The 20,712-nt window shown below is 70.1% G+C and carries 14 protein-coding genes; 6 read left to right on the plus strand and 8 right to left on the minus strand.

Annotated elements, in window-relative coordinates:
* Positions 1 to 282: 282 nt before the first annotated feature.
* The 3 genes from ACSC1Q_RS33150 to ACSC1Q_RS33160 all read right to left on the minus strand — a co-directional run bounded on the left by ACSC1Q_RS33150 (position 283) and on the right by ACSC1Q_RS33160 (position 5,046).
* A complete protein-coding gene (locus tag ACSC1Q_RS33150) occupies positions 283 to 2,337 on the minus strand; it encodes a hypothetical protein (protein WP_436762633.1) in 2,055 nt (684 codons plus the stop codon).
* 213 nt (positions 2,338 to 2,550) lie between these two features.
* Positions 2,551 to 3,369 (minus strand): hypothetical protein, encoded by an 819-nt coding sequence (locus ACSC1Q_RS33155; RefSeq protein ID WP_436762634.1) that lies wholly within the window; start codon positions 3,367 to 3,369, stop codon positions 2,551 to 2,553.
* A 63-nt stretch (positions 3,370 to 3,432) separates the two neighbouring features.
* Positions 3,433 to 5,046, minus strand: a complete 1,614-nt coding sequence (locus ACSC1Q_RS33160) for an ABC-F family ATP-binding cassette domain-containing protein (protein WP_436762635.1) — start codon at positions 5,044 to 5,046, stop codon at positions 3,433 to 3,435.
* A gap of 544 nt (positions 5,047 to 5,590) precedes the next feature.
* Between ACSC1Q_RS33160 and ACSC1Q_RS33165 the strand changes: the two genes are divergently transcribed.
* On the plus strand, positions 5,591 to 6,985 hold the full coding sequence (locus ACSC1Q_RS33165; RefSeq protein ID WP_436762636.1) for a hypothetical protein: 1,395 nt from the start codon (positions 5,591 to 5,593) through the stop codon (positions 6,983 to 6,985).
* A gap of 107 nt (positions 6,986 to 7,092) precedes the next feature.
* On the opposite strand, the gene ACSC1Q_RS33170 is transcribed toward ACSC1Q_RS33165, so the two are convergent.
* Positions 7,093 to 7,239 carry a hypothetical protein gene (locus tag ACSC1Q_RS33170; protein ID WP_436762637.1) on the minus strand — a complete coding sequence of 49 codons (147 nt, stop codon included), beginning with the start codon at positions 7,237 to 7,239 and terminating at the stop codon, positions 7,093 to 7,095.
* Between the two features lie 188 nt (positions 7,240 to 7,427).
* Here ACSC1Q_RS33170 and ACSC1Q_RS33175 point away from each other — a divergent pair, with 188 nt between their 5' ends.
* Positions 7,428 to 9,347: an ABC transporter ATP-binding protein gene (locus tag ACSC1Q_RS33175; RefSeq protein WP_436762638.1), complete on the plus strand. Its 1,920-nt coding sequence runs from the start codon at positions 7,428 to 7,430 to the stop codon at positions 9,345 to 9,347.
* On the plus strand, positions 9,347 to 11,173 hold the full coding sequence (locus tag ACSC1Q_RS33180) for an ABC transporter ATP-binding protein (protein WP_436762639.1): 1,827 nt from the start codon (positions 9,347 to 9,349) through the stop codon (positions 11,171 to 11,173). Before ACSC1Q_RS33175 ends, ACSC1Q_RS33180 begins: the two co-directional genes overlap by 1 nt.
* 211 nt (positions 11,174 to 11,384) lie before the next feature.
* Here the strand turns inward: ACSC1Q_RS33180 and ACSC1Q_RS33185 are convergent, their stop codons facing one another.
* Complete coding sequence (locus ACSC1Q_RS33185) at positions 11,385 to 12,212, minus strand: GNAT family N-acetyltransferase (RefSeq protein WP_436762640.1); 828 nt, start codon at positions 12,210 to 12,212, stop codon at positions 11,385 to 11,387.
* 77 nt (positions 12,213 to 12,289) lie between these two features.
* Here ACSC1Q_RS33185 and ACSC1Q_RS33190 point away from each other — a divergent pair, with 77 nt between their 5' ends.
* Both ACSC1Q_RS33190 and ACSC1Q_RS33195 read left to right on the plus strand, forming a co-directional pair.
* The gene (locus tag ACSC1Q_RS33190) at positions 12,290 to 12,448 is read left to right on the plus strand and encodes a hypothetical protein (RefSeq protein WP_436762641.1); all 159 of its coding nucleotides are present in this window, start codon (positions 12,290 to 12,292) and stop codon (positions 12,446 to 12,448) included.
* 211 nt (positions 12,449 to 12,659) lie between these two features.
* Positions 12,660 to 15,998 (plus strand): hypothetical protein, encoded by a 3,339-nt coding sequence (locus tag ACSC1Q_RS33195; RefSeq protein ID WP_436762642.1) that lies wholly within the window; start codon positions 12,660 to 12,662, stop codon positions 15,996 to 15,998.
* A gap of 69 nt (positions 15,999 to 16,067) precedes the next feature.
* On the opposite strand, the gene ACSC1Q_RS33200 is transcribed toward ACSC1Q_RS33195, so the two are convergent.
* The 3 genes from ACSC1Q_RS33200 to ACSC1Q_RS33210 form a co-directional block, all read right to left on the minus strand.
* On the minus strand, positions 16,068 to 18,314 hold the full coding sequence (locus ACSC1Q_RS33200; protein ID WP_436762643.1) for a transglycosylase domain-containing protein: 2,247 nt from the start codon (positions 18,312 to 18,314) through the stop codon (positions 16,068 to 16,070).
* Positions 18,315 to 18,324: 10 nt separating this feature from the next.
* Positions 18,325 to 19,059 (minus strand): MerR family transcriptional regulator, encoded by a 735-nt coding sequence (locus ACSC1Q_RS33205; protein WP_436762644.1) that lies wholly within the window; start codon positions 19,057 to 19,059, stop codon positions 18,325 to 18,327.
* A gap of 339 nt (positions 19,060 to 19,398) precedes the next feature.
* Positions 19,399 to 19,539: a hypothetical protein gene (locus ACSC1Q_RS33210; protein WP_436762645.1), complete on the minus strand. Its 141-nt coding sequence runs from the start codon at positions 19,537 to 19,539 to the stop codon at positions 19,399 to 19,401.
* A gap of 127 nt (positions 19,540 to 19,666) precedes the next feature.
* Between ACSC1Q_RS33210 and ACSC1Q_RS33215 the strand changes: the two genes are divergently transcribed.
* Positions 19,667 to 20,431 carry a hypothetical protein gene (locus tag ACSC1Q_RS33215; protein WP_436762646.1) on the plus strand — a complete coding sequence of 255 codons (765 nt, stop codon included), beginning with the start codon at positions 19,667 to 19,669 and terminating at the stop codon, positions 20,429 to 20,431.
* Positions 20,432 to 20,712 lie beyond the last annotated feature (281 nt).

A 20,712-nucleotide genomic window follows, 5' to 3' on the forward strand; every position in this document is an offset into this window, starting at 1 on the left:
GGGTTCGGGAACGGGAAAGGCGGTGCCGGGAGCGGTGCCGGGAAAGGGGAAGCGAGGACCGGGGAAGGGGGACGGCGGCAGACCGGTCAGGTCGACCAGGTCGGTCGAGCCGGTCAGGCCGATCAGGCCGATCAGACCGGTGTGGCAGCCGACCAGGAAAGGACGGAAGCCTCCGGCCGCGCGGGCGGTTTGGCGGGATTCGTACCGGTGGAAGCCAGCGGGGAACCTCCCGAGGATCGTCCCCCGACCTGCCGAGGACCGGACCCGACCTGTCGAGGATCGCTACCGATCCGCCGAGGATCGCTCCCGGCCCGAATCGCCCGGCGACCGCCCCTGACCGGCGCCGTCCGAGGCCCACCCCCGGCTCACGCCGTCCGAGGTCCGCCCCGGAGTCGGAGCCGAGCCGTCCGTGGTCCGCCTGGCGGCAGGGCTGCCCGTGGTTCGCCCGTGACCTGAACTGTCCGGGGTCCGGCCGTGAGCCGAGCGGTTCGGGATTCGTGCCGGGCCCTGGCCGTCCGGGCTCGCCCCGTGACCCGCGCCGTCCGGGGTCCGTCCCGGATCGGCGGGGGCCGGCCGGGAATCGTCAGGGACCCGCCGCGGACCGGACCTCGGGTGACCGGGGTTCGTCCGCGGGCGCCGCAGGTCGGCGTACGGCGGGCGGGGGATCATCGCCCGGGAGGTCCCGGAGTCCACACGAGGGGACCGGGGGTTCGCCCGCGGTGGGGCCGGGTCCGCCTGCGGCGGCCGAGGGGCAGCACGCGGGGGCCTGTGCTCCCCTCTCGGAGACCTCGGATCCGCCCGCGGAGGTGCCGGATCCGTCTGCGGGGAGCCCTGATTCGCCCGTGGATGCGCCGGATCCGCAGGTCGGTGGGTGATCCCGCAGCGGCGGGCGGAGTGTCCGTGGTGGTCGCGAGACGGGTGGTGCCTGTCCGGCGCGCCGGCCCCGGGAGATCCCGGCGGCACGGGCCACACGGGAGACACGGGAGACACGGGAGACACGGGAGACACGGGAGACACGGGTGACACGGGTGACACGGGCGAGGACGGCCGGGCCGGGTTCTCCGCCGGGGTGGCCGGCCGGTCGACCGGCCACTCGCTCGAAGGTCCTTCACGGGCGGGATCGGCCGGTCCGTCGCCGGACGATCCGTCACCCGGCTGCCGGGGCGCGTCCTCCGTCGAAGTGCCGGTCGGGCCCGGCAGCCCCGGCCGGTCGCCCCCGAAGGCGGGTCCGGTGACACTGACCGGCTCCGTCATCCCGAGCGAGCCGATCCGCTCGACGGCCACCCCCTCCCCGACGGGCTCCAGCGGCGCGGACGTGCCTCCCCGCCGGGACTCTCCCGGTATCCGGGCGTCCGGAGGCTCAGCCACCACCGGGAACGTCCCCGAGGCGACGCCGGAGCGCGCGCCTCCCGGGTCGGCCACGGTCTGGGCGAGGAACAGGGCGAGCGCCGCCGCGGCGGCGACCGCGGCCGCCGTACCGGCCAGCGCGTAGGAGCGGCGACGTCCGCGACCCCTGGCGACCGGGAACCCGGTGTTGTCGAGAGGACCGGCCAGGTGGGCGACGTCGCGCCGGTAGGGGACCCGATCGGGGTCGGTGAAGTAGCTCATCACCCACGCGCGCAGCGTGGGCGGGAGCGCGACCAGGGGGAGCAGGTCGAAGACCTTGGCCGCGGAGACCTGCCTGACCCGGTGCGGGGCGCAGGTGTCGCAGCGGTTCACGTGGCGGATGACCCGCTCGCGCGCCTCCGGCGTGAGCTCGCCGGTGAAGCCGGTGAGCATGCGGGCCCGGCTCGCGCAGTCGTACGGCCCCTTGCGGACGAGGACCTCCGCGGTGACGACGTCGCGCAGGCGCTCCCTCGCCGACTCGTACAGCGCGCCGGCGACCTTGGGGGTGACGCCCAGGACCGCGCCGAGGTCGATGGGCCCGAAGCCGTGCCGGCAGCTCAGGTCGAGGACCTCACGGTCGTCGGGCGACAGGCTCCGGGTGGCGTTCCACGCCATCACCCGCAGGTCCGCGTCGCCTCCGGCGGTGACCACCGGTACGGGAACGGGCGGGGCGGGGACCACCGGGACGGGCCCCTCGGCGAGATGGCGCCGTACGCACTCCCCCCGAGCGAGTGCGTACAGCCACGCCTCCAGCCGACGGGAGTCGGCGAGCGCGTGAACATGGGCCTCGGCGGCGATGAGGGTGCCGAGGAGTGCCGACTCCGCGGAGTCGGAGGTGGCGAGCATTGAACGGCAGTATCGGTAGACGCTTTCCGCGTATGAGTCGTAGAGATCGGCGAGGGCTCCGGGATTCCTCGCGCACAACGCCGCGACCAGGACACTGTCAGTCATGCAATCGAAGGTAAACGCTGGGTAACCGGAAATTCCAGCGATTCGCGGGCGGTGACTCCGACTGTCTTCGTAATGTCAATGAATCGAGTGAAAGCCCGTCACTAATAGCAGTCATAAATATTGACAAATAGCCATTTAATCGAATTAATCGCTCCTATTGGTACACCGAGGAAGGACTCCCCGGCCATGGGCGAGGGGTCACGAGGCCGGCGGTCACGGGCCGACGGCGCCCGCGAGGGGGGCCTGCCTGCCCCGGTCCTTGGCGAACGGCGGCATCTTCGGCTTGACCGTGTTCAGGGGCAGCGAACCGCCGAGGGCGAGTTGCTCGAAGGGGCGGCTGCTCGACCCCCAGGTGCGCGCGGTCACCTCGGCGGAGGCGATGTCGCCGGTGTTCGCGACGCTCTTGATCTGCAGGATGAACCGCCGCTTCTGTCCCGCCTGGACGTTGTCCACGAACGTGCTCCCACCGCCGAGCAGCTTGCCCCGCTTGTCGCGCAGGAGCGCGGTGACGGCGAGACTGCGGGCCGGTATCACGTACGGGGTGCCGACGTAGCCGGTGACGAGATAGTCGCCGTCGGCCGTACGGTCGGTCAGCACCTCCCGGACCGGGAAGGGCTGGAAGGCCGAGACGATCCGGCCCGCCTGGTGCCAGCGCGCCGGGCGGTACGCGATGCTCACGGCGGCGGGCTTGTCCTGGGTCACCACCTGGCCGGTGAAGGGGAGCGTCCCCGCGGGGGGCACGGCGTCCAGCGGCTGTTCCAGCCGGACGACCTCCTTGCCCTCGGAGTTCTTGGCCACCACGGTGGCCACGACGTGCTCGCCGAAGTGCCACGGGTTGGTGTTGGCGAGCACTCCGGCCCAGTTCACCACGTATCCATCATCGCCCTTGATGATGGACGAGGCCTGCTCCCTGACCGCGATCGGCTGGAGCGCGGCGGCCTGCTTCGTCTCCTCGTCGTCGTCGGTGCATCCGGCGCATCCGACGAGCAGGAGGAGGGCGAGGGCGCCGACGATTCGGGTGCTGTGCGTCACCCTGCCGTGATAACCGGTGACGGCCCCTCACCCACCTGGACGCGCCGGAAACGGCCCGAGTCTTTACCTCTGCCGGACCACCCTGGCCTCGTCCCATACCGGTTCGGATGATTCGTAGACCTTCCCATCCGCGCCGAAGACCAGATACCGGTCGAAGTCATCGGCGAACCAGCGGTCGTGGGTGACGGCGACCACGGTCCCGTCGAAGGCGTCCAGCCCCTCCTGGAGAGCCTCGGCGCTGGCCAGGTCGAGGTTGTCGGTCGGCTCGTCCAGCAGCAGCAGGGTGGTGCCCGACAGTTCGAGCAGCAGGATCTGCAACCGGGCCTGCTGGCCGCCGGACAGCGTCTCGAAGCGCTGCTCGGCGATGGTCCCGGCCAGCTCGTAGCGGGACAGCACCTTCATAGCCTCGTTCTTGAGCCGGGCGTGCTCGGTCATCACGATCTCGCAGGGCGTCCGGCCGATGAGCTCGGGGCGGGCGTGCGTCTGGGCGAAGTGGCCGGGGACGACCCGGGCGCCCAGCCTGGCCACGCCGGTGTGCCGGACCTCCTCCTCCCCGGCGATCAGGCGCAGGAAGTGTGACTTGCCCGAGCCGTTGGAGCCCAGCACCGCGACCCGCTCGCCGTACCAGATCTCCAGGTCGAACGGCTTCATCAGGCCGGTGAGCTCCAGCTTCTCGCAGATCACCGCCCGCTTGGCGGTCCGGCCGCCCTTGAGCCGCATGCTGATGAACTGCTCCTTGGGCGCCGCCTCCGGCGGCCCGGCCTCCTCGAACCTGCGCAGCCGGGTCTGGGCGGAGTGGTAGGCGGCGGCCATGGTGTCCATGTACTTGGCCTTCTGCTTCAGCATGAGGACCAGACGCTTGATCTTGGCGTGCTCCTCGTCCCAGCGCTTCTTCAGCTCGTCGAGGCGCTCGTTGCGCTCCCTGCGCGCCTGCGCGTACGAGCGGAAGCCCCCGCCGTGGACCCAGATGTTGCCCGACTCGACGGTGATGATCCGGTCGGCCGCGTTGGCCAGGAGCTCCCTGTCGTGGCTGACCAGCAGCACCGTCTTCGCCGTCTCGCGCAGCGCCCGCTCCAGCCAGAGCTTGCCCGGAACGTCCAGGTAGTTGTCCGGCTCGTCGAGCAGCAGCGTCTGGTCGGGCCCCCGCAGCAGCGCCTCCAGCACCAGCCGCTTCTGCTCACCGCCCGACAGCGTGTTGACCTCGCGGTACTTGCAGTCGTCGTACGGCATGCCGAGGGCGGCCATGGCGCAGGTGTCCCAGAGCACCTCGATGTCGTAGCCGCCCGCGTCGGTGTAGTCGGTGATGGCCTGCGCGTAGCGCATCTGCGCCTTCTCGTCCTCGCGCTCCATCATCACGAGCTCGGCGGCGTCGAGTCGCGCGGCCGCCTCCCGTACGCGCCCCGGGGCGACGCTGACCAGCAGGTCGTGCACGGACCTGCCGTCGCGGATGCTGCCGATGAACTGCCGCATGATGCCCAGGCCGCCGGAGCTGGCGACGCTCCCGTCGACCGGCTGCAGGTCACCCGCGATCAGCCGCATCAGGGTCGTCTTGCCCGCCCCGTTGGGCCCGACGAGGGCCGCCTTGACCCCCTCGCCGACCCGGAAGGACACGTCGTCCAGCAACGGCCGCCCATCCGGCAGGACGTATGTCAGATGCCCGACCTCAACATGTGCCACTGCGCTTCCCTCTTTCCAAGTCCCCGCGCAGGCTACATGCCGGTTTCAGGTCCGGCATCCCGATTCCAGCCGGTACGGCCTGGCGATCCGGCCGTCGTGCCCACCACCGCCGTCTGGCCCGCCAACCACGGCGACGCCGCCCGCGGAATCTCCAGGGGGTCACCGGGGATACGGCCGAGGAGATCGGCAACCATCCTCAAAACCCTCAGTGACCGCAGTTCAGAGCCATATCCGCTGGACACTGTTTGCTACGGGCCTCCTATCGGCACGTCGACTCCGCCACATAGCACAAAATGTAATAAACTATCCTTTTTGTGGACATTAGTAATTAAATCAGCCCAAGATACCTTATCGAGGTTTTTGTCAGAAAAAGATGGCCAACTGAAACTATTATCGGTATTACACTTTTGGTTACGGCAAACCCGATATCAGAGCGAGACTGTACGCTTATTTATCAGTCCGAAAATGTTTGAAATGAGGTATTTATTTCGTCAGCGGCGCTGATTACTCTCCCGATCATGGGTTCTCAACGGGAGGAACACTTTTGTCGCTGAAACTACGTCGCATCATGTCGGCGATCGCCGCGGGGGGACTCGTCGTTCTGACGATGGCGAGTCCGGTGGCCGCGTTCGCGCCGCCGTACATCAACGAACCCACCGGTCCGTACTCACTGCCGGTGGACGCCGACGTGCCCAAGCGTGGCTGCACCACGACGCTGTCCGACCCCAAGAACGCGAGCGCGAGCACCCCGGCCATCCAGGTGATCTACGCCTGGCACGACGGCGGCGGGAACAACTACGAGACCCACGTCGAGCAGATCGCCAAGCTGGTCGACCGGATGGACCTGGAGCTGGACGAGTCCACCAACTACGACCAGCACCTGAAGCTGAGCTGCCGCACCGGCTACGACACCGGCACCTACTCCGGTTACGCCCGCGCGCTGGTGATACCGGAGAAGATCGAGGCCGGCGTGATCGGCGGCGAGACCACGGTGGACAAGATCACCGATGATCTCGGCACGGCGGGATACGACAACGCCAACCGCAAGTACGTGGTGTTCGAGGACTTCAACGGGACCGCGACCGCCTGGTGCACGACGACGTGCGCGGCGACCGTCGACGAATGGTCCAGCGCCACACAGCTCCACGAACTGACCCACCTCGCCGCGGACGGTTTCTACGTGGACCATCCCAAGGTCACCGAGGCCGTCGACCACCTCAGCTATCCCGACGTCATGTCCAACCCGGCCTACGACTGGCAGCTGGACCACGACTTCAACAACTACTACGACCCGAGCGAGACCACGGCGACCTTCTACACCGGCAACGAGGCCGGTGACACCCGCAAGGTGAACGTCGCGGCCTGGCCCTACTTCACCACCCCCACCTGCTGCGACATCGGCTACAGCAACGACCTGCTGACCGCGCAGGAACGCACCGTCGAGGCCGACGCGCCGTACGCCACCCCGACCGGGTTCAGCGTCTCGGGCGGCGGCTGGATCCAGGTGACCCCGCCCGGCCCGACGTCGCAGATCTCGGCCAAGCACTACGACGGCCGCCGGTCGCTCACCATGAACGTGCAGTCACACGCCGCCGGCGTCGTATCGGTCACCCGCAAACCCGCGGTGACCGCCGGCCAGCCCTACAAGTTCTTCGCCAAGATGACCACCGCCACCTCCGGCAACGTGAAGCTGCGCCTGTCGTGGTACAACTCGTCCAATACCCTGATCTCCACCAGCGACGGTCCGACCATCGCGCTGACCAGCACCTGGACGGAATACCGGCACAGGGCGACCGCCCCGGCCGGAGCGGCCGGCGTCCAGATCTCGGTGGTCAGCCCCGCCGGCCAGACCTTCGCCTACCAGCTCGACGCCCTCCAGCTCAACCACTGCAACAACGGCAAGACCACCGACGGCTGCCGCCTGGACACCTGGCAGTGACCTCCAGGTGACGAACCGACCCAGTGCCTCCCGGCGGTGACCCGGTACACCGGGGCCCGCCGGGAGGCGCTACGCCGGCCCTTGTCGCGACCAGCGAGGTTTCTCCGTCACCCGGTTCTCAGCCGCCACCTCTCCAGGTGGGTCGGCGCGATGGCGCTCCGCGGGTAGTAGCCCAGCTCCTCGCACCGATCGCCGGTCACGGGCGTTCCGCAGCGAGTGGTCCGTACCCGCCACGCCTCGACGGCGTGGTCCACGTGGTATCCGTCCGCGCCGTATCCGGCGATCGACCGGGCTCTCGGGGGACCGTCCAGACAGGTGAGGGCGAGTTCACGCGAGTCCGCCCCGGCACTTCGGGCACCTCCGAGTACGCCAATCGCGGGCGCCGGGTGGGCGCCGGGTGGGGCGGGCGCCGGAAAATGCGATGGGAAACGGTCGGTGCCCGGTGGTAGAAAACAAGTTCGATCCCATCATCGATCCGCTCGGGGGCGAGCTCGTGGTCACCAGCAGTTCGGAGTTCTCCGTATCCGGCCGCCCGCACGACAGGCGGGGTCCGGTGCGCTGGCTCTGGTCCCATGTCCGCCGCCATCCGCTCCAGCTGACCGGGTTCCTCGGCGCATCGCTGATCATGGTCGTGCTCAACGCCATGGTCCCCGGGCTCACCGGCGCGGCCTTCGACGCCGTGCTGAGCGAGGACGGCGGCGGGGCGCGGGCACTGGGCGCGATCTCGCTGGTGCTGCTCGCGATCGTGCTGGCCCGCGGCGCCTTCGACGTCGTCGCGCGGCTGGCCAGCGAGGTGCTGGCCAAGCGGCTGGAGCGGGACGCCAGGGACGAGCTCTACGTCAGCCTGCTCGGCAAGAGCCAGACCTTCCACAACAGGCAGCGGGTCGGCGACCTGATGGCGCGGGCGGCCAACGACATCCGGCAGCTCTCCACCATGATCAGTCCGGGCGTCGACCTGATCGTCGACTCCGGCCTGACCGGCCTCGTGCCCCTGGTCTTCATCGTCACGATCGATCCGCGGCTGCTGCTGGTGCCCGGCGTCTTCGCGGTCGCCTTCGTCGTCGCGCTCCGGCACTACATGGGACGGCTCAACCCGGTGGCGACTCGCATGCGGGAGCAGTTCGGCGATCTCAACGCCGGGCTGAACGAGGCCGTCCGCGGCATCGAGGTCATCAAGGTGACCGCGCAGGAGGAGCAGGAGCGGCGGCGGTTCAGGACCCTGGCGCGGCTCTACCGCGACTCCTTCGCCCGCAACGGCCTGGTCCAGGCCCGCTACCTGCCGACCCTGCTCTTCGCCTTCGCGATGGCCGGCTCGCTCTGGCACGGCCTCTACCTGCACGCCGCGGGCGCCGTCACGATCGGCGAGCTGGTCGCCTTCATGGGCCTGGTGGCCATGCTGGGCTTCCCGACCAACATCTCGATCTTCACCTTCTCGCTGGTCCAGATCGGCATCGTGTCCTCCCGCCGGATCCTGAGCATCATGAACACCGAGACCGAGCTCGGGCAGCGCGCCGACGGCCACGCCGCGCCGATCAGCGGGGAGATCGTCTTCGAGGACGTGACGTTCGGCTACGGGGAGGACGACCCGGTGCTGCGCGGGGTGACGTTCACCGTACGGCCGGGCGAGACCGTGGCGATCGTCGGCGAGACCGGCTCGGGCAAGAGCACCCTGGCGAAGCTGGTCCCCCGGATCTACGACGTCACCGCGGGCCGGATCCTGGTCGACGGCGTGGACGTCCGCGAGTGGGACCTCGACTCGCTGCGCTCCCAGATCTCCACCATCGAGCAGGACATCGTGCTGTTCTCCCGGTCGGTGGCCGAGAACATCGCCTTCGGGCTGGGACAGCGGGCGGAGCGCGACGCCGTCGTCCGGGCCGCCGAGGAGGCCCAGGCGGCCGACTTCATCGGCGAGCTCGACGACGGCTACGACACGGTCATCGGTGAGCGCGGCGTCACCCTCTCCGGCGGCCAGCGTCAGCGCCTGGCCATCGCGCGGGCCCTGCTGACGGATCCGGCGATCCTCGTGCTCGACGACTCGACGAGCGCGATCGACTCCGCCACCGAGGACAGGATCCAGCAGGCCATCGGCCGCGTTCTCGACGGGCGCACCACCCTCCTCATCACCCACCGGCTCTCCCAGATCCGCTGGGCGGACAAGGTCCTGCTGCTCCGCCGGGGCGAGCTGGTCGACTACGGCACGCACGACGAGCTGCTCACCCGGAGCCGCCTCTACCGGCGGATCTTCTCCCATTACGACGAGGTCGACGTGACCGACGCGGCCGACACGGCCGACGGCGCCGTGTCCGGCAACACCACCGACCCGGCCGTGGTCCTCGCGGGCGAGCAGGGAGCGCAGGGCTGATGGGCTTCATCATGGACGGCCTCGACGCCGACGACTACGACCGCACCTACGGCGACCGTGACCTCCTTCGCCGGATCCTGTCCTACTTCCGGCCGAAGCTGGGGTCGATGGTCCTGGTCGCGGTCATGATCGTGCTGTTCTCGCTGAGCCAGGCGGCGATGCCGTTGCTGGTCAGCTGGGGTGTGGACGGGATCGAGGACGGCACGATCGCCGACGTGGGCTGGCAGCTCACCGCCGGTCTGCTGATCGCCGGAGTGCTCGGCTGGCTGTTCAACTTCGTCCGCCAGTGGTACAGCGCGAGGGTCACCGGCGACGTCGTCCTGCATCTCCGCCAGGACGCGTTCGACGCCGTGCTGGAGCGTGACCTGTCGTTCTACGACGAGAACCCGTCAGGGAAGATCGTCAGCCGGGTCACCTCCGACACCGACGACTTCGCCACCGTCTCCACCCTGACGATGGACCTGATCAGCCAGGTGCTGATGGTCGGCTTCGTCACGATCATGCTCTTCCTGCGCAGCGTCGAGCTCGCCCTGCTCACCCTGCTCGTGGCGCCGATCGTGATGGGCATCGCCCTGCTGTTCCGGCGGGTCGCCCGGAGCAGCACCCGCAGGGCGCAACGCTCGCTGAGCCGGGTGAACGCCACCCTGCAGGAGACCATGGGCGGGATCACCGTCGCCAAGAACTTCCGCCAGGAGCAGCGGATCTACGACGAGTTCCGCCCCATCAACCGGCAGAGCTACCAGGTGACGCTCAGGCAGGGGTTCGTCTTCTCCGGCATCTTCCCCGTGCTCTTCCTCGTCGCCGGGCTGGCCACGGTCGCGCTCGTCCAACTGGGCGGCACCACCGTGCTCGGCGGCGGCCTGTCCGGCGGCGACTGGTTCCTCTTCCTCCAGAGCGTCGCGCTCTTCTGGCTCCCGCTCACCTCCATCGCCGCGTTCTGGTCCCAGTTCCAGCAGGGCCTGTCCGCGTCGGAGCGGGTCTTCGCCCTGATCGACGCGCCTCCCCGGGTCGTGCAGACCGACCCCCAGCCGGTCGGCAGGCTGGCGGGCCGCATCGAGTTCCGCGACCTCACGTTCGGCTACGACGCCGGGAGCCCCGTCCTGCGGGGCTTCGACCTCACCGTCGAGGCGGGCGAGAGCGTCGCGCTGGTCGGCCACACCGGTGCGGGCAAGTCGACGCTCAGCAAGCTGATCACCCGGTTCTACGAGTTCCAGGACGGCCGGTTGCTGATCGACGGTCGTGACGTACGCACGCTGGACCTGGCCGGATACCGGCGGCAGATCGGCGCGGTGCCGCAGGTCCCGTTCCTGTTCAGCGGCACCGTGGCCGACAACATCCGCTACCCGAGGCCGGAGGCGGGCGACGAGGAGGTGCTCGCCGCGGCCGCTGCGGTCGGCGGGGGCGACTGGGTCGACGCCCTGCCCGACGGCCTGCGGACCGACGTCGGCGAGCACGGCCGCGCCCTGTCCATGGGCCAGCGCCAGCTCGTCGCGCTGGCTCGCCTGCTCATCCAGGATCCGGCGATCGTGGTGCTGGACGAGGCCACCGCCAGCGTCGACCCGCTGACCGAGGCCCAGATCCAGGAGGGCCTGGACCGGGTGCTGGCCGACCGCACCTCCATCGTCATCGCGCACCGGCTCTCCACGATCGAGCACGTCGACCGCATCATCGTGCTCGACCACGGCCGGATCGTCGAGGAGGGCGACCACACCACGCTGCTGGCCCGCGGTGGCCACTACTGCCAGGTCTACAACACCTACTTCCGGCACCAGTCTCCCAACTACCGGCCCGGTTCCGGGTTCGTCTCCGTCGCCGGCTCCGCGTGATCGAGGCCATCCAAACCGGGAGCCCCCGGGCACCGGCCTTCCGGCCGCCCGGTCCGAGCGGCCGGTCGTCTCGGCTGCGGAGTCGTACGACCGCCGGGTGCCGGAGCCCGGGAACCGCCATCGGTGAGGACCCCGGCCGACGAAGACCCCGACCGGTGAAAGCACCGACCGCCGGGAACATCGGACGGCGGGGAGGCCGGATGGCGGGGACCTAACCGGCGGGTTCGGCGATCAGGGCCGTGCCTGCGCGGCGGAAGCCGAGCCTGGCGTAGATGCGGGCGACGTCCTCGTCCCCGGCCGACAGGAAGACGGTCTTCACTCCCCGGGAGCGGGCGTCGGCGATCAACGCCGCGGTGACCGCGAGCGCGAGGCCGCGACGACGGGCGGCGGGCAGCGTGCCGACCCCGACGATCTCGCTCACCTCCCCGACCTGGTTGTGCTGGCCCGCGCACAGCGCCGTACCGTCCTCGACGGCCGCGGCGAGCACCGTCAGTCCCGCCCGGACCCGTGCGGCGCCGCTTTCCAGGGAGCCGTCACCGGCGCGGGCGAGGATCGCCTCGGCCAGGTCCGCGGTGTCCGCCGCGCCGACGCGGGTGCCGGGCTCGGCGAAGGCGAGGTGCGGAACCACCAGCGCGGAGGGCAGCGCGGGGTCGTCCGCCCCCAGGACCCGCACCTCCGGGTGTCCGGACGCCACCTCCGGCGCGGCGTCCGTCCCGAGCACCATCAGCGGGTGCTCGTGGACCGTGAGCCCCGCCCCCTCGACCGCGGCGCGCAGCCCAGGCGTGATCTCGGCGACCCACTCGAAGCTCTCCGGGATCCCGAGCTCGCGCTGCCGGGCGCGGACCCCGGCCACGTCGTCGACCCGCACCGCGCCGGACCACCCGGAAGCCGGGCGCGCGTAGAAGGGCCACCCCGCGCCCTCCCGTACGAACAGGGTGAGCGGTCCGTGGTCCTCGACCCGGGCCTCGCGTCGCGGAACCGCGTCGTAGTAATGCTCGATCAGGTCCAGCAGGGCCCCCGAGCCTTCAGTGGCAATCATGACCCGCATCCAAACAGGGGCCCGTGGGCCGGCGCCACTCCATTACGCGCTGACCGCGCTGCTCGCGCTGACTGACCATGCTGACCGAACTGACCGAACTGACCGAACTGACCGAACTGACCGAACTGACCGCGGCGATGCAGCATGGAAAGTCCGGCCGGTGTGGCGGGTGTGGCCGGTTCGAAGCCCTCGGATTCGCTCGTCAAGCCCGGAAATATCCCCTGAACATACGTTGAAAACGTCTAAATACCTATTATCGGTTCATGCAATGGAAAGGTCTCTTTCCGCATCGACAGCTACGACCGGAACACGCCCCACGAGCGCCACACCACCGGGAAACCGACCCCTGCTTACGACGGAAGCATATTTGTCACCTTATTATTGTCGATTTCCACCTTTCGCAGGCTCCGTCGAGAGCGATGATGTTGCGATGAGTGGCGACAAGAAATGAACAACGGCGACGAGAACGGCGGCGTACGGCGGCGACCGCTCCTGTTCATCCGCTCGCGGCCTCCTCAGGGACCGCTCCGTGAACTCGGGGACCTGCTGCACGAGCTGCACCTGGAAGCCGGGGCCCCCACTCCCGACGACATCGCCGAGAGAATCGCCGGCGACCTCCCCGGTCCCGGCGCCCCCGGACACGAGTCCGTCCGCCGGATGCTGGCCTCGGTGGAGCCGCCTCCCAGCCAGGCCGACCTGACGGCCGTCATCACCGTGCTGGCCCGTCTGGCCCGGCGAGACCCCGCCGGCACCTCCGACGCCGTGGCACGGGGCCGCGAGCTGTGGAGGAGGGCCCGCCTGGCCTCGCCGGCCGGGCTGCCGATCCGCTCGCTGACCGACCCGTTCTCGCTGGGGGTGCAGCGGGCGATCGACGCGGGCGCGAAGGCCGCCGGAATGCCCGGCCTGCCCGCCTACGTGCCGCGCCCCCACGACGACCGCCTGGCCGCCGCCGTACGGCGGGCGGTGGCCGGGCGCAGCGCGGTCGCGATGCTGGTCGGCGACTCGTCGACCGGCAAGACCCGGGCCTGCTGGGAGGCCGTGCGGCTGCTGCCCGGCGGGTGGCGGCTGTGGCAACCGGGCGATCCCGGCCGTCCGGAGACGACCGCCCTCGCCCTGGGCTCCCTCGCGCCGCGGACCGTGGTGTGGCTCGACGAGTCGCAGTCCTACCTGCTCACCGCGGCCGACGGCCTGGGCGAGCGCGTCGCCGCCGGGCTGCGGGCCCTGGTGGACGACCCGGAGCGCGGCCCGGTGCTGGTCCTGGGCACCCTCTGGCCCGAATACTGGGCCGCCCTCACCGCGCTTCCCGCCGCGAGCGGCGGCGCCGACCCCCGCGCCCAGGCACGGGCGCTGGTAACCGGCACGGCCGTCCACGTCCCCGACCGTTTCACCGGATCCCCCCTGGAGGCGGTACGCGGCGCGGCGGGCGGCGACCCGCGTCTGGAGCGCGCGTACGCCGGGGCCCGCGACGGCCGGATCACCCAGTACCTGACCGGCGTGCCCGGCATGGTGGAGCGCTACCGCAACGCGCCCGCCCCGGCCAAGGCCGTGATCGAGGCCGCCATCGACGCCAGGCGCGCGGAGCACGGCCCCGCCCTTCCGCACGCCCTCCTGAAGACCGCCGCGTTCGACTACCTGACCGACTACGAGTACGGCTCCCTGCCCCGGGACTGGTTCGAACGGGCCCTGGCCTACGCCTGTGGCGCTCACGGCCCCCTCACACGCGTCCGTCCCCGCCACGACGAGCCGGCCTCGTACCCCCGCTACCGGCTGGCGGACCACCTGGAGCAGCTCGGCCGCGCCGAGCGCCGTACGCGTCCCGTTCCCGCGGCCCTGTGGGACGCGCTGGTCTTCCACGCCGACCACGAGGACCTGCCGCGCCTCGCCGCCGAGGCCCGGGCCCGCGGGCTCTACCACCACGCCCTCCTGCTGTACGGGGCAGCCGCCACGGCCGGTGACCCCGACGCCCCCCGGCAGGCGATCGCCCTGCTCGGGGAGACGGGACGTACCGAGGAGGCGCTCACCTGGCTGCGCGTCCACGGCGGGCCGGACAACGCCCGGACCCTCGGCTGGAGCGGCGCCATCCTCAAGGGGGCCGGACACCGCGAGAGGGCGATCGCCGCCTACCTGCGCGCCGCGGAGGCGGGGAACGCCGACGCCCCGAGGGAGGCGATCGCCCTGCTCGTGAGCAAGGGAAGGGCGAAGGAGGCGCTCACCTGGCTAGGCGCCCACGACTGGTTCGGCGACGCCGGTCTTCCCGTCTGGACCGCGGCGCTCCTCGACAGGGCGGGACACCACGGGGAGGCCCTCACCGCCTACCTGCGCGCCGCGAAGGCCGGGAACGTCGACGCCCCGGAGTGGCTGGCGTCCCTGCTGTACAGGACCGGCCGCACGGAGGAGGCGATCACCGCCTGCCGTCGCGCCGCGAGAACCGGCGACGGCCACGTCCTCAAGCAGGCCGTCGCCCTGCTGCGGGAGATGGGACGGGCGGAGGAGGCGATCACCTGGCTGCGGATCCGCGCCGAGAGGGGCGACACCGGCGCCCTGTGGGAGGCTGTCGAGCTGCTCCAGGAGACCGGGCGGGCCGAGGAGGCGATCACCTGGCTGGGACCTCGCGCCGAGAGGGGCGACCACCGCGCGATCGCGAAGAAGGTCGAGCTGCTCCAGTACACGGGACGGGTCGAGGAGGCGATCACCTGGCTGGGACCTCGCGCCGAGACCGGCGACACCTACGCCTACTGGCGATCGATCGGCCTCCTCCAGCGGACGGGACAGATCGAGGAGGCGATCACCCGGCTGAGCGCCCGCGCCGAGACCGGTGACCGCCTCGCCCTCGAAGAGGCGGTCGAGCTGCTGCGGGAGTCGAACCGGTTCGGGGAGGCGATCACCTGGCTGTACGCCCGCGCGGAGGACGGCGACCGTCTCGCCCTCGACCTGCTGCCGCACCTGCTGGAGAGGGCGGGGCGGACCACGGAGGCGATCGCCGCCCACCGGCGCGCCGCCGAATCGGGAAACGCCGGTTCGCACTGGTCGATGGCCGCCCTGCTGCACCGGGAGGGTCGCCTGGAGGAGGCCCTGGCCGCGTACCGGCACGCCGCCGAGACCGGGTACACCGGCGACGGCTGGCGGATGGTCGAGCTGCTCCAGGAGACGGGCCGGACCGAGGAGGCCCTCGCCGCCTACCGGCACGCCGCCGACGCCGGGGACACCGGCGCCGGGTGGCGGATGGTCGAGCTGCTCCAGCGGGCGGACCGGACCGAGGAGGCGGTCACCTGGCTCCGGGCCCGCGCCGAGACCGGCGACACCGACGCCCTGTGGAAGGCGGTCGAGCTGCTCCAGGAGACCGGGCGGGCCGAGGAGGCGATCACCTGGCTGCGAGGCCGCGCCGAGACCGGCGACGCCGACGCCCTCGGGCGGTTCGCCACCCTGATGTACCAGCTGGACCGTTCCGGGGAGGCGGTCACCTGGCTCCGGGCCCGCGCCGAGACCGGCGACACCGGCGCCCTGGGCCACGCGGTCGACCTGATGTACGAGACCGGCGAGACGGAGGAGGCCGTCACCTGGCTGAGCGCCCGTACCGAGGCTGGCGACACCGACGCCCTGATCTGGACCGCCGTCCTGCTGCACGAGACCGGCCACCCGGACAGGGCCGTCCTCGCCTACCTGCGCGCCGCCGAACTGGGCCTTCCAGGCGCCCTGCGACGGGCGATCGGCCTGCTGAGACAGCTCGGCCGCGCCGACGAGGCCGAGCGACTCCAGCGATACGGGATCACGCCCGGCAGGACGTGACCCCGTGGGAGAACGGCAGAACGTGACCCCGTGGGAGAACGGCAGGACGTGCCCCCGTGGGAGAACCCGTCAGCCGCCGCCCCCGCCGAAGGGGTTGTCCCGGCCACCGCCGTCGTTCCCGCGACCGCCGGGACCGTTGTTCCAGTCGGGCCCGCCGAAACCACCGGGATCGTCGGGGTTGATCTCGATGGGGCCCCCTTCGTCGTCGTTCGACGGGGGCGGCGCGGGCTGGCAGCTCTGGCCGCACCCGCCGAACCGCTCCGTGTTGATCGGGGTGAAGGGGGTCGGCTCGACGTTCCTCAGCGCCGCCAGCATCGTGTCCTTCCAGATCGGACCCGGAATGCTGGCCCCGAAGACCGAGCCGTAGTAGCGGCCGCCGATCGTGACGCCGTTCAGCTTGTAGTCCTGTGAGCCGCGCGGGTCGCCGATGCTGACCGCGCCGGCCAGGTCCGGGGTGAACCCGGCGAACCAGGCGGTGGCGGAGCTGTCGGTGGTGCCGGTCTTGCCCGCCGCGTCGCGGCCGATACCGCCGACGGACCGCATCGTGCCCTTGGTGAACACGCCCGACAGCACGTCGGCCGCCGCGTCGGCGACCTCGGGGTCGATCGCCTGGCGGCACTTGGGCTTGTAGGTGGTGACCTTGCCGTTGCGGTCGGTGATCCGGCTGATCGCCATCGGCGAGCAGTACTTGCCGCGCGCGCCGATCGCGGCGTACGCGTTGGCCACGGTCACCGGGTCCATCTCGTTGGTGCCGAGCGTGAACGTCGAGAACTCCAGGAGCTTGAGACCGTCGGAGCGGTGGATGCCCAGCGACCTGGCGGTCTTGATCGTCTCGCACAGCCCGACGCGTTGTTCCAGCGCCATGAAGAAGGTGTTCACCGAACCCCAGGTGCCGGTCTGCAGGGTCTTCCAGCCGGGGTTGCCCTCGTCGTTGGTGACGGTGTGGCTCGGGTCGCCGATGTTCTCGCCCTTGCAGTTCTTGAACGCCGAGTATCCCGAGGCGCGGAAACCGGCACCGGCCGCCAGCCCGTCGTTGACCTTCATCCCCTGTCCCAGCGCGGTGAGCAGCGTGAACGTCTTGAAGGTCGAGCCGGCCTGCAGGCCGACGCCGCCGCCGTGCGCGGCGTCGGCGACGAGGTTGTAGGACATCTCGTTCCTGGCCTTGCTGCGGCCGTAGGTCCGGCTCGCGGCCATCGCCTTGATCGCCCCGGTACCCGGCTGGACGAGAGCCTCGGCCGCCACCGGGTTGTCGGAGGGGTGGACCCACTTCTTGATCGCGGCGTTGGCGGCCGCCTGCATGGTCGGGTCGATCGTGGTCCTGATCGTCAGGCCGCCCCGGTTGAGGAAGTCCTCACGAGCCTTGGCCGTCTTGCCGAAGTCGGGGTTGCGCAGGATCTCGTTGCGGACGTAGATGCAGAAGTACGGGTAATTGCTGGATTCGCAGCCGCCGGGAAACTTCGTCCCCTTGTAGCCGAGCTTGGTGGCCTTCGCCTCGGCCGCCTCGGCCGGGGTGATCTTGCCCAGCTCGGCCATCCGGTCCAGCACGACGTTGCGCCGGTTCAGCAACCGCTCGCGCTGCTTCTTGCCCAGGTTGGGGTCGGTGGCGTTGGGGTCCTGGACGGCACCGGCCAGCGTCGCCGCCTGCGGCAGGGTGAGGTCCGCCGCCTTCACCCCGAAGAACCGCTTGGCCGCGGCCTCCACGCCGTAGGCGCTCGCGCCGAAGTAGGCGATGTTCAGATATTTCCCCAGGATCTCGTCCTTGGAGTACTTCTCCTCCACCGCCATCGCGTGACGCAGCTCGTTGAGCTTGCGCGCGTAGCTGGCCTCCAGCGCCTTGTCCTTCTCCTGGTCGGTGGAGGCCGAGTTGAGCAGGACCTGCTTGACGTACTGCTGGGTGATGCTGGATCCGCCCTGGCTCACCCCGCCCGCGTGCAGGTTCTTGGCGAACGCGCGGATCGTGCCCTCAAGGTCGATCGCGCCGTGCTGGTAGAACCGGTAGTCCTCGATCGAGATGATCGCCGTCTTCATGATCTCGGAGATCTGGTCGAGCTTGACGACCTCGCGGTACTCCTCGTAGAAGCGCGCGATCTCCTTGCCCCTGGCGTCCTGGACGATCGAGACCTCCGCGGGCGGCGGTTCGACGAGATCCTCGGGCTTGAGATTCAGCTCGTTGGTGGCCGACACGAAGCCCAGACCCGCGCCTCCCACGGCCGGCAACGCGATCCCCGCGACCAGCAACCCCGCCGCCGCCGCGATGGCGACCAGGCGCCCGACATTGGACGCGACCCCTGACTGTCCCTCACCCCGTTCAGACATAAGCCATAGATTATGGGGTTTTCCAGGTGCTCATCGCACGTGTACCCGACTCCGAGTGGCCCTCCGGTACGGCTCGGGCACTCCGGCGGGAGGAAAAAGGCCCGGTTTTCACCGATAAGTTCGCGGCGAACCGCGCGTCAGACCTCGCGAGAAGCCCGGCTCCACAAAGCGGGATCGGGTCGTCGGCGGGTGTGCCGGCGGCCATGAGCTCGGCCATCCGGATCATTCCCGCCGTGGCCTCCCGTCCCATGCGGTCGATCTCCTGCGGGGTCGCGGTGTCCAGGAGCTCCTGCTGCCCGGACCGCTCCCAGTGCCCCGGCCACCGCTCGCGGGCCTCCGCGCCGTACCGCGCCCCGTCGAACCCCTCGAACAGGTTCTCCGGCCTGCTGATTTTGGACATGTCATCCTTTCCTTCGCTCTCCTGGAGTTCGGTGATGGTGCGAGCGACCACGCGGGCCACCGCGTCCAGCCGGTCGCGCTCCCCCAGCAGCCGCCGGTGGTGCTCGCGCAGTGCCTCCACCGGGTCGGTGTGCCGGTCGACGATCTCCTTGATCTCGGCGAGACCGAGGTCGAGCTCCCGCAGGACCAGGATCTGCTGCAGCCGCAGCAGTTGCTCCTCCTCGTAGTGGCGGTAGCCGTTCCCGCCGACCCAGGCGGGTGCCGGCAGCCCGATCTCGTCATAGTGACGCAGGGTTTTCGACGTCACCCCCGACATCCGCGCCACCTGTGCGATCGACCACGCCATGGCCCGCCCACCCGCTCCCACCGTCACCGGGCCGGATCTTCCGGCTCGTTCACGACGGTAGATGTTGACGCGACGGCGAAGTCAAGCCGAAAGCGGCCGGTCAGCGGCCCGCGGACATCGCGCCCGGACCGCGTCGACGGCCGCGTCCGGCCTGCCGTACGAGGTGGGTGATGCGACGCGAGGGAAAGGGGGTCTCGGTCACCCCTTGCCGGGTGCCTCCGTCGGGGGGGATCACTCACCTGCGGGAAGTTCGCGGAGCGGCTCACCTCCGCCCACCGCGCGGCCTCGGCGGCGCGGGCGGAGTGCGACGCCCCTCGCGGCCCGGCGACGACGTCCGGCTTACGCGGAGGCGGGACTGAGTTTCGTCAGGCCGTAACCGAGCTGGTTGTACAGCTCCTCCTGGCCGGCGTCCCGGTCCATGTGGTCGCATCCCGGCTCGGGCATGCTGATCCAGCGATCACCCTCCGCGTCTATGCCCACGTGATCCGCTCAGCGGAAACCGCCGCCGCCGATGTCTTCGCCAAAGCTCTCGAATAAGAGATGGTTCGGCCTCTTACAAAGGTCCCTGACCCTGCCCAGTGCAGGCTCAGGGACTTTACGTTGAGATGTGCACATACGAACTGACCGCTCGGTATCGCCTCGTCTCCACACCTTCCTTCACGAAAACGCGCGCTGGTATGAACCAACGCCCGCGGACTGGATCGAACGGGCTGCCCGTGCCGTTGATCATGCCGGGATCGAGGTCGAGGCTCCTACTGAAGCCGTTGAGGCGATGATCGCTTTCGAGCGGAGGTACGGCGGGCTGTGGTGCCCGGCTTTGGGACCCAATGGAATGGAATACGGGCTGGATGGCAATGCGAGGGTCCACTGGACGCCCCACGGATGGGCGTTTTACGGAATCGTGGACGGTGACTGGACGTGGGGTGTGGAGGTTCTACTGGACGGCCGCGTCGGGATGACCCTCGCCGACAAGCCGCTCAGGATCCTCAACCGGACCGTCGAGCAGCGGCTTGAGGCGCACGCGCTGCTTGTGGCCGTCCACCGCTGGTCACATCTGACGCTGGAATTGGTCACGACACGGGGAACGGCCCCGGTTCTGGTGGGTGCGGGCTTTCCTCCGCGAATCGATGAGGCTTCAGGGCCAGCGGACCTGTGGTGGTTCGACGGAGCGTCCGCTGTGCACCTTCACCTCGACAACTGGTGGACATACGATCATGATGTCTGGGTCGCCCGCTGCTTCAGCAAAGACACCACAGCCCTGAGTCAGATCAAGGGACCGTTACTGAACGAAGTAACCGGACTGCCGGAGCCGGGCGAGGTGTGGTGCTCACTGTGCGAGCGGCGCACCGTCTCAGGCAGACCGTGTTCGTAGACGGCCGCAGTATCGGCGCGTTGAAGGCGACCGACGCTCAACCCTGTCGCGGGGAAAGCCACCAGATCCGCGGCCCTGTTAGCAAGGGTGTTAGCAAAAGGCCCCCACCGGAACCCGGTGGGGGCCTCTGACCTGGAGCCGCCTTGGGGAATCGAACCCCAGACCCCTTCATTACGAGTCAACGGCACGTCCCAGGTCGGCAGATCGCCGCCCTGGTCAAATGGTTGATACGGGTTGGTGGTGCGTGCTCGCGTAAGGCGGTGTTGCTGTATGGGACTGCT

The organism is Streptosporangium heterodermiicola (assembly GCF_051390675.1).
Classification (GTDB): Bacteria; Actinomycetota; Actinomycetes; order Streptosporangiales; family Streptosporangiaceae; genus Streptosporangium.

Excerpts from the sequence above, each read along its gene's own strand:
- ACSC1Q_RS33190 (WP_436762641.1), top strand. The coding sequence starts at position 12,290 with ATGCTGACCGAACTGACCGAACTGACCGAACTGACCGAACTGACCGAA.
- ACSC1Q_RS33185 (WP_436762640.1), bottom strand. The coding sequence starts at position 12,212 with ATGATTGCCACTGAAGGCTCGGGGGCCCTGCTGGACCTGATCGAGCAT.
- ACSC1Q_RS33200 (WP_436762643.1), bottom strand. The coding sequence starts at position 18,314 with ATGTCTGAACGGGGTGAGGGACAGTCAGGGGTCGCGTCCAATGTCGGG.
- ACSC1Q_RS33150 (WP_436762633.1), bottom strand. The coding sequence starts at position 2,337 with ATGACTGACAGTGTCCTGGTCGCGGCGTTGTGCGCGAGGAATCCCGGA.
- ACSC1Q_RS33205 (WP_436762644.1), bottom strand. The coding sequence starts at position 19,059 with ATGGCGTGGTCGATCGCACAGGTGGCGCGGATGTCGGGGGTGACGTCG.
- ACSC1Q_RS33180 (WP_436762639.1), top strand. The coding sequence starts at position 9,347 with ATGGGCTTCATCATGGACGGCCTCGACGCCGACGACTACGACCGCACC.
- ACSC1Q_RS33195 (WP_436762642.1), top strand. The coding sequence starts at position 12,660 with ATGAACAACGGCGACGAGAACGGCGGCGTACGGCGGCGACCGCTCCTG.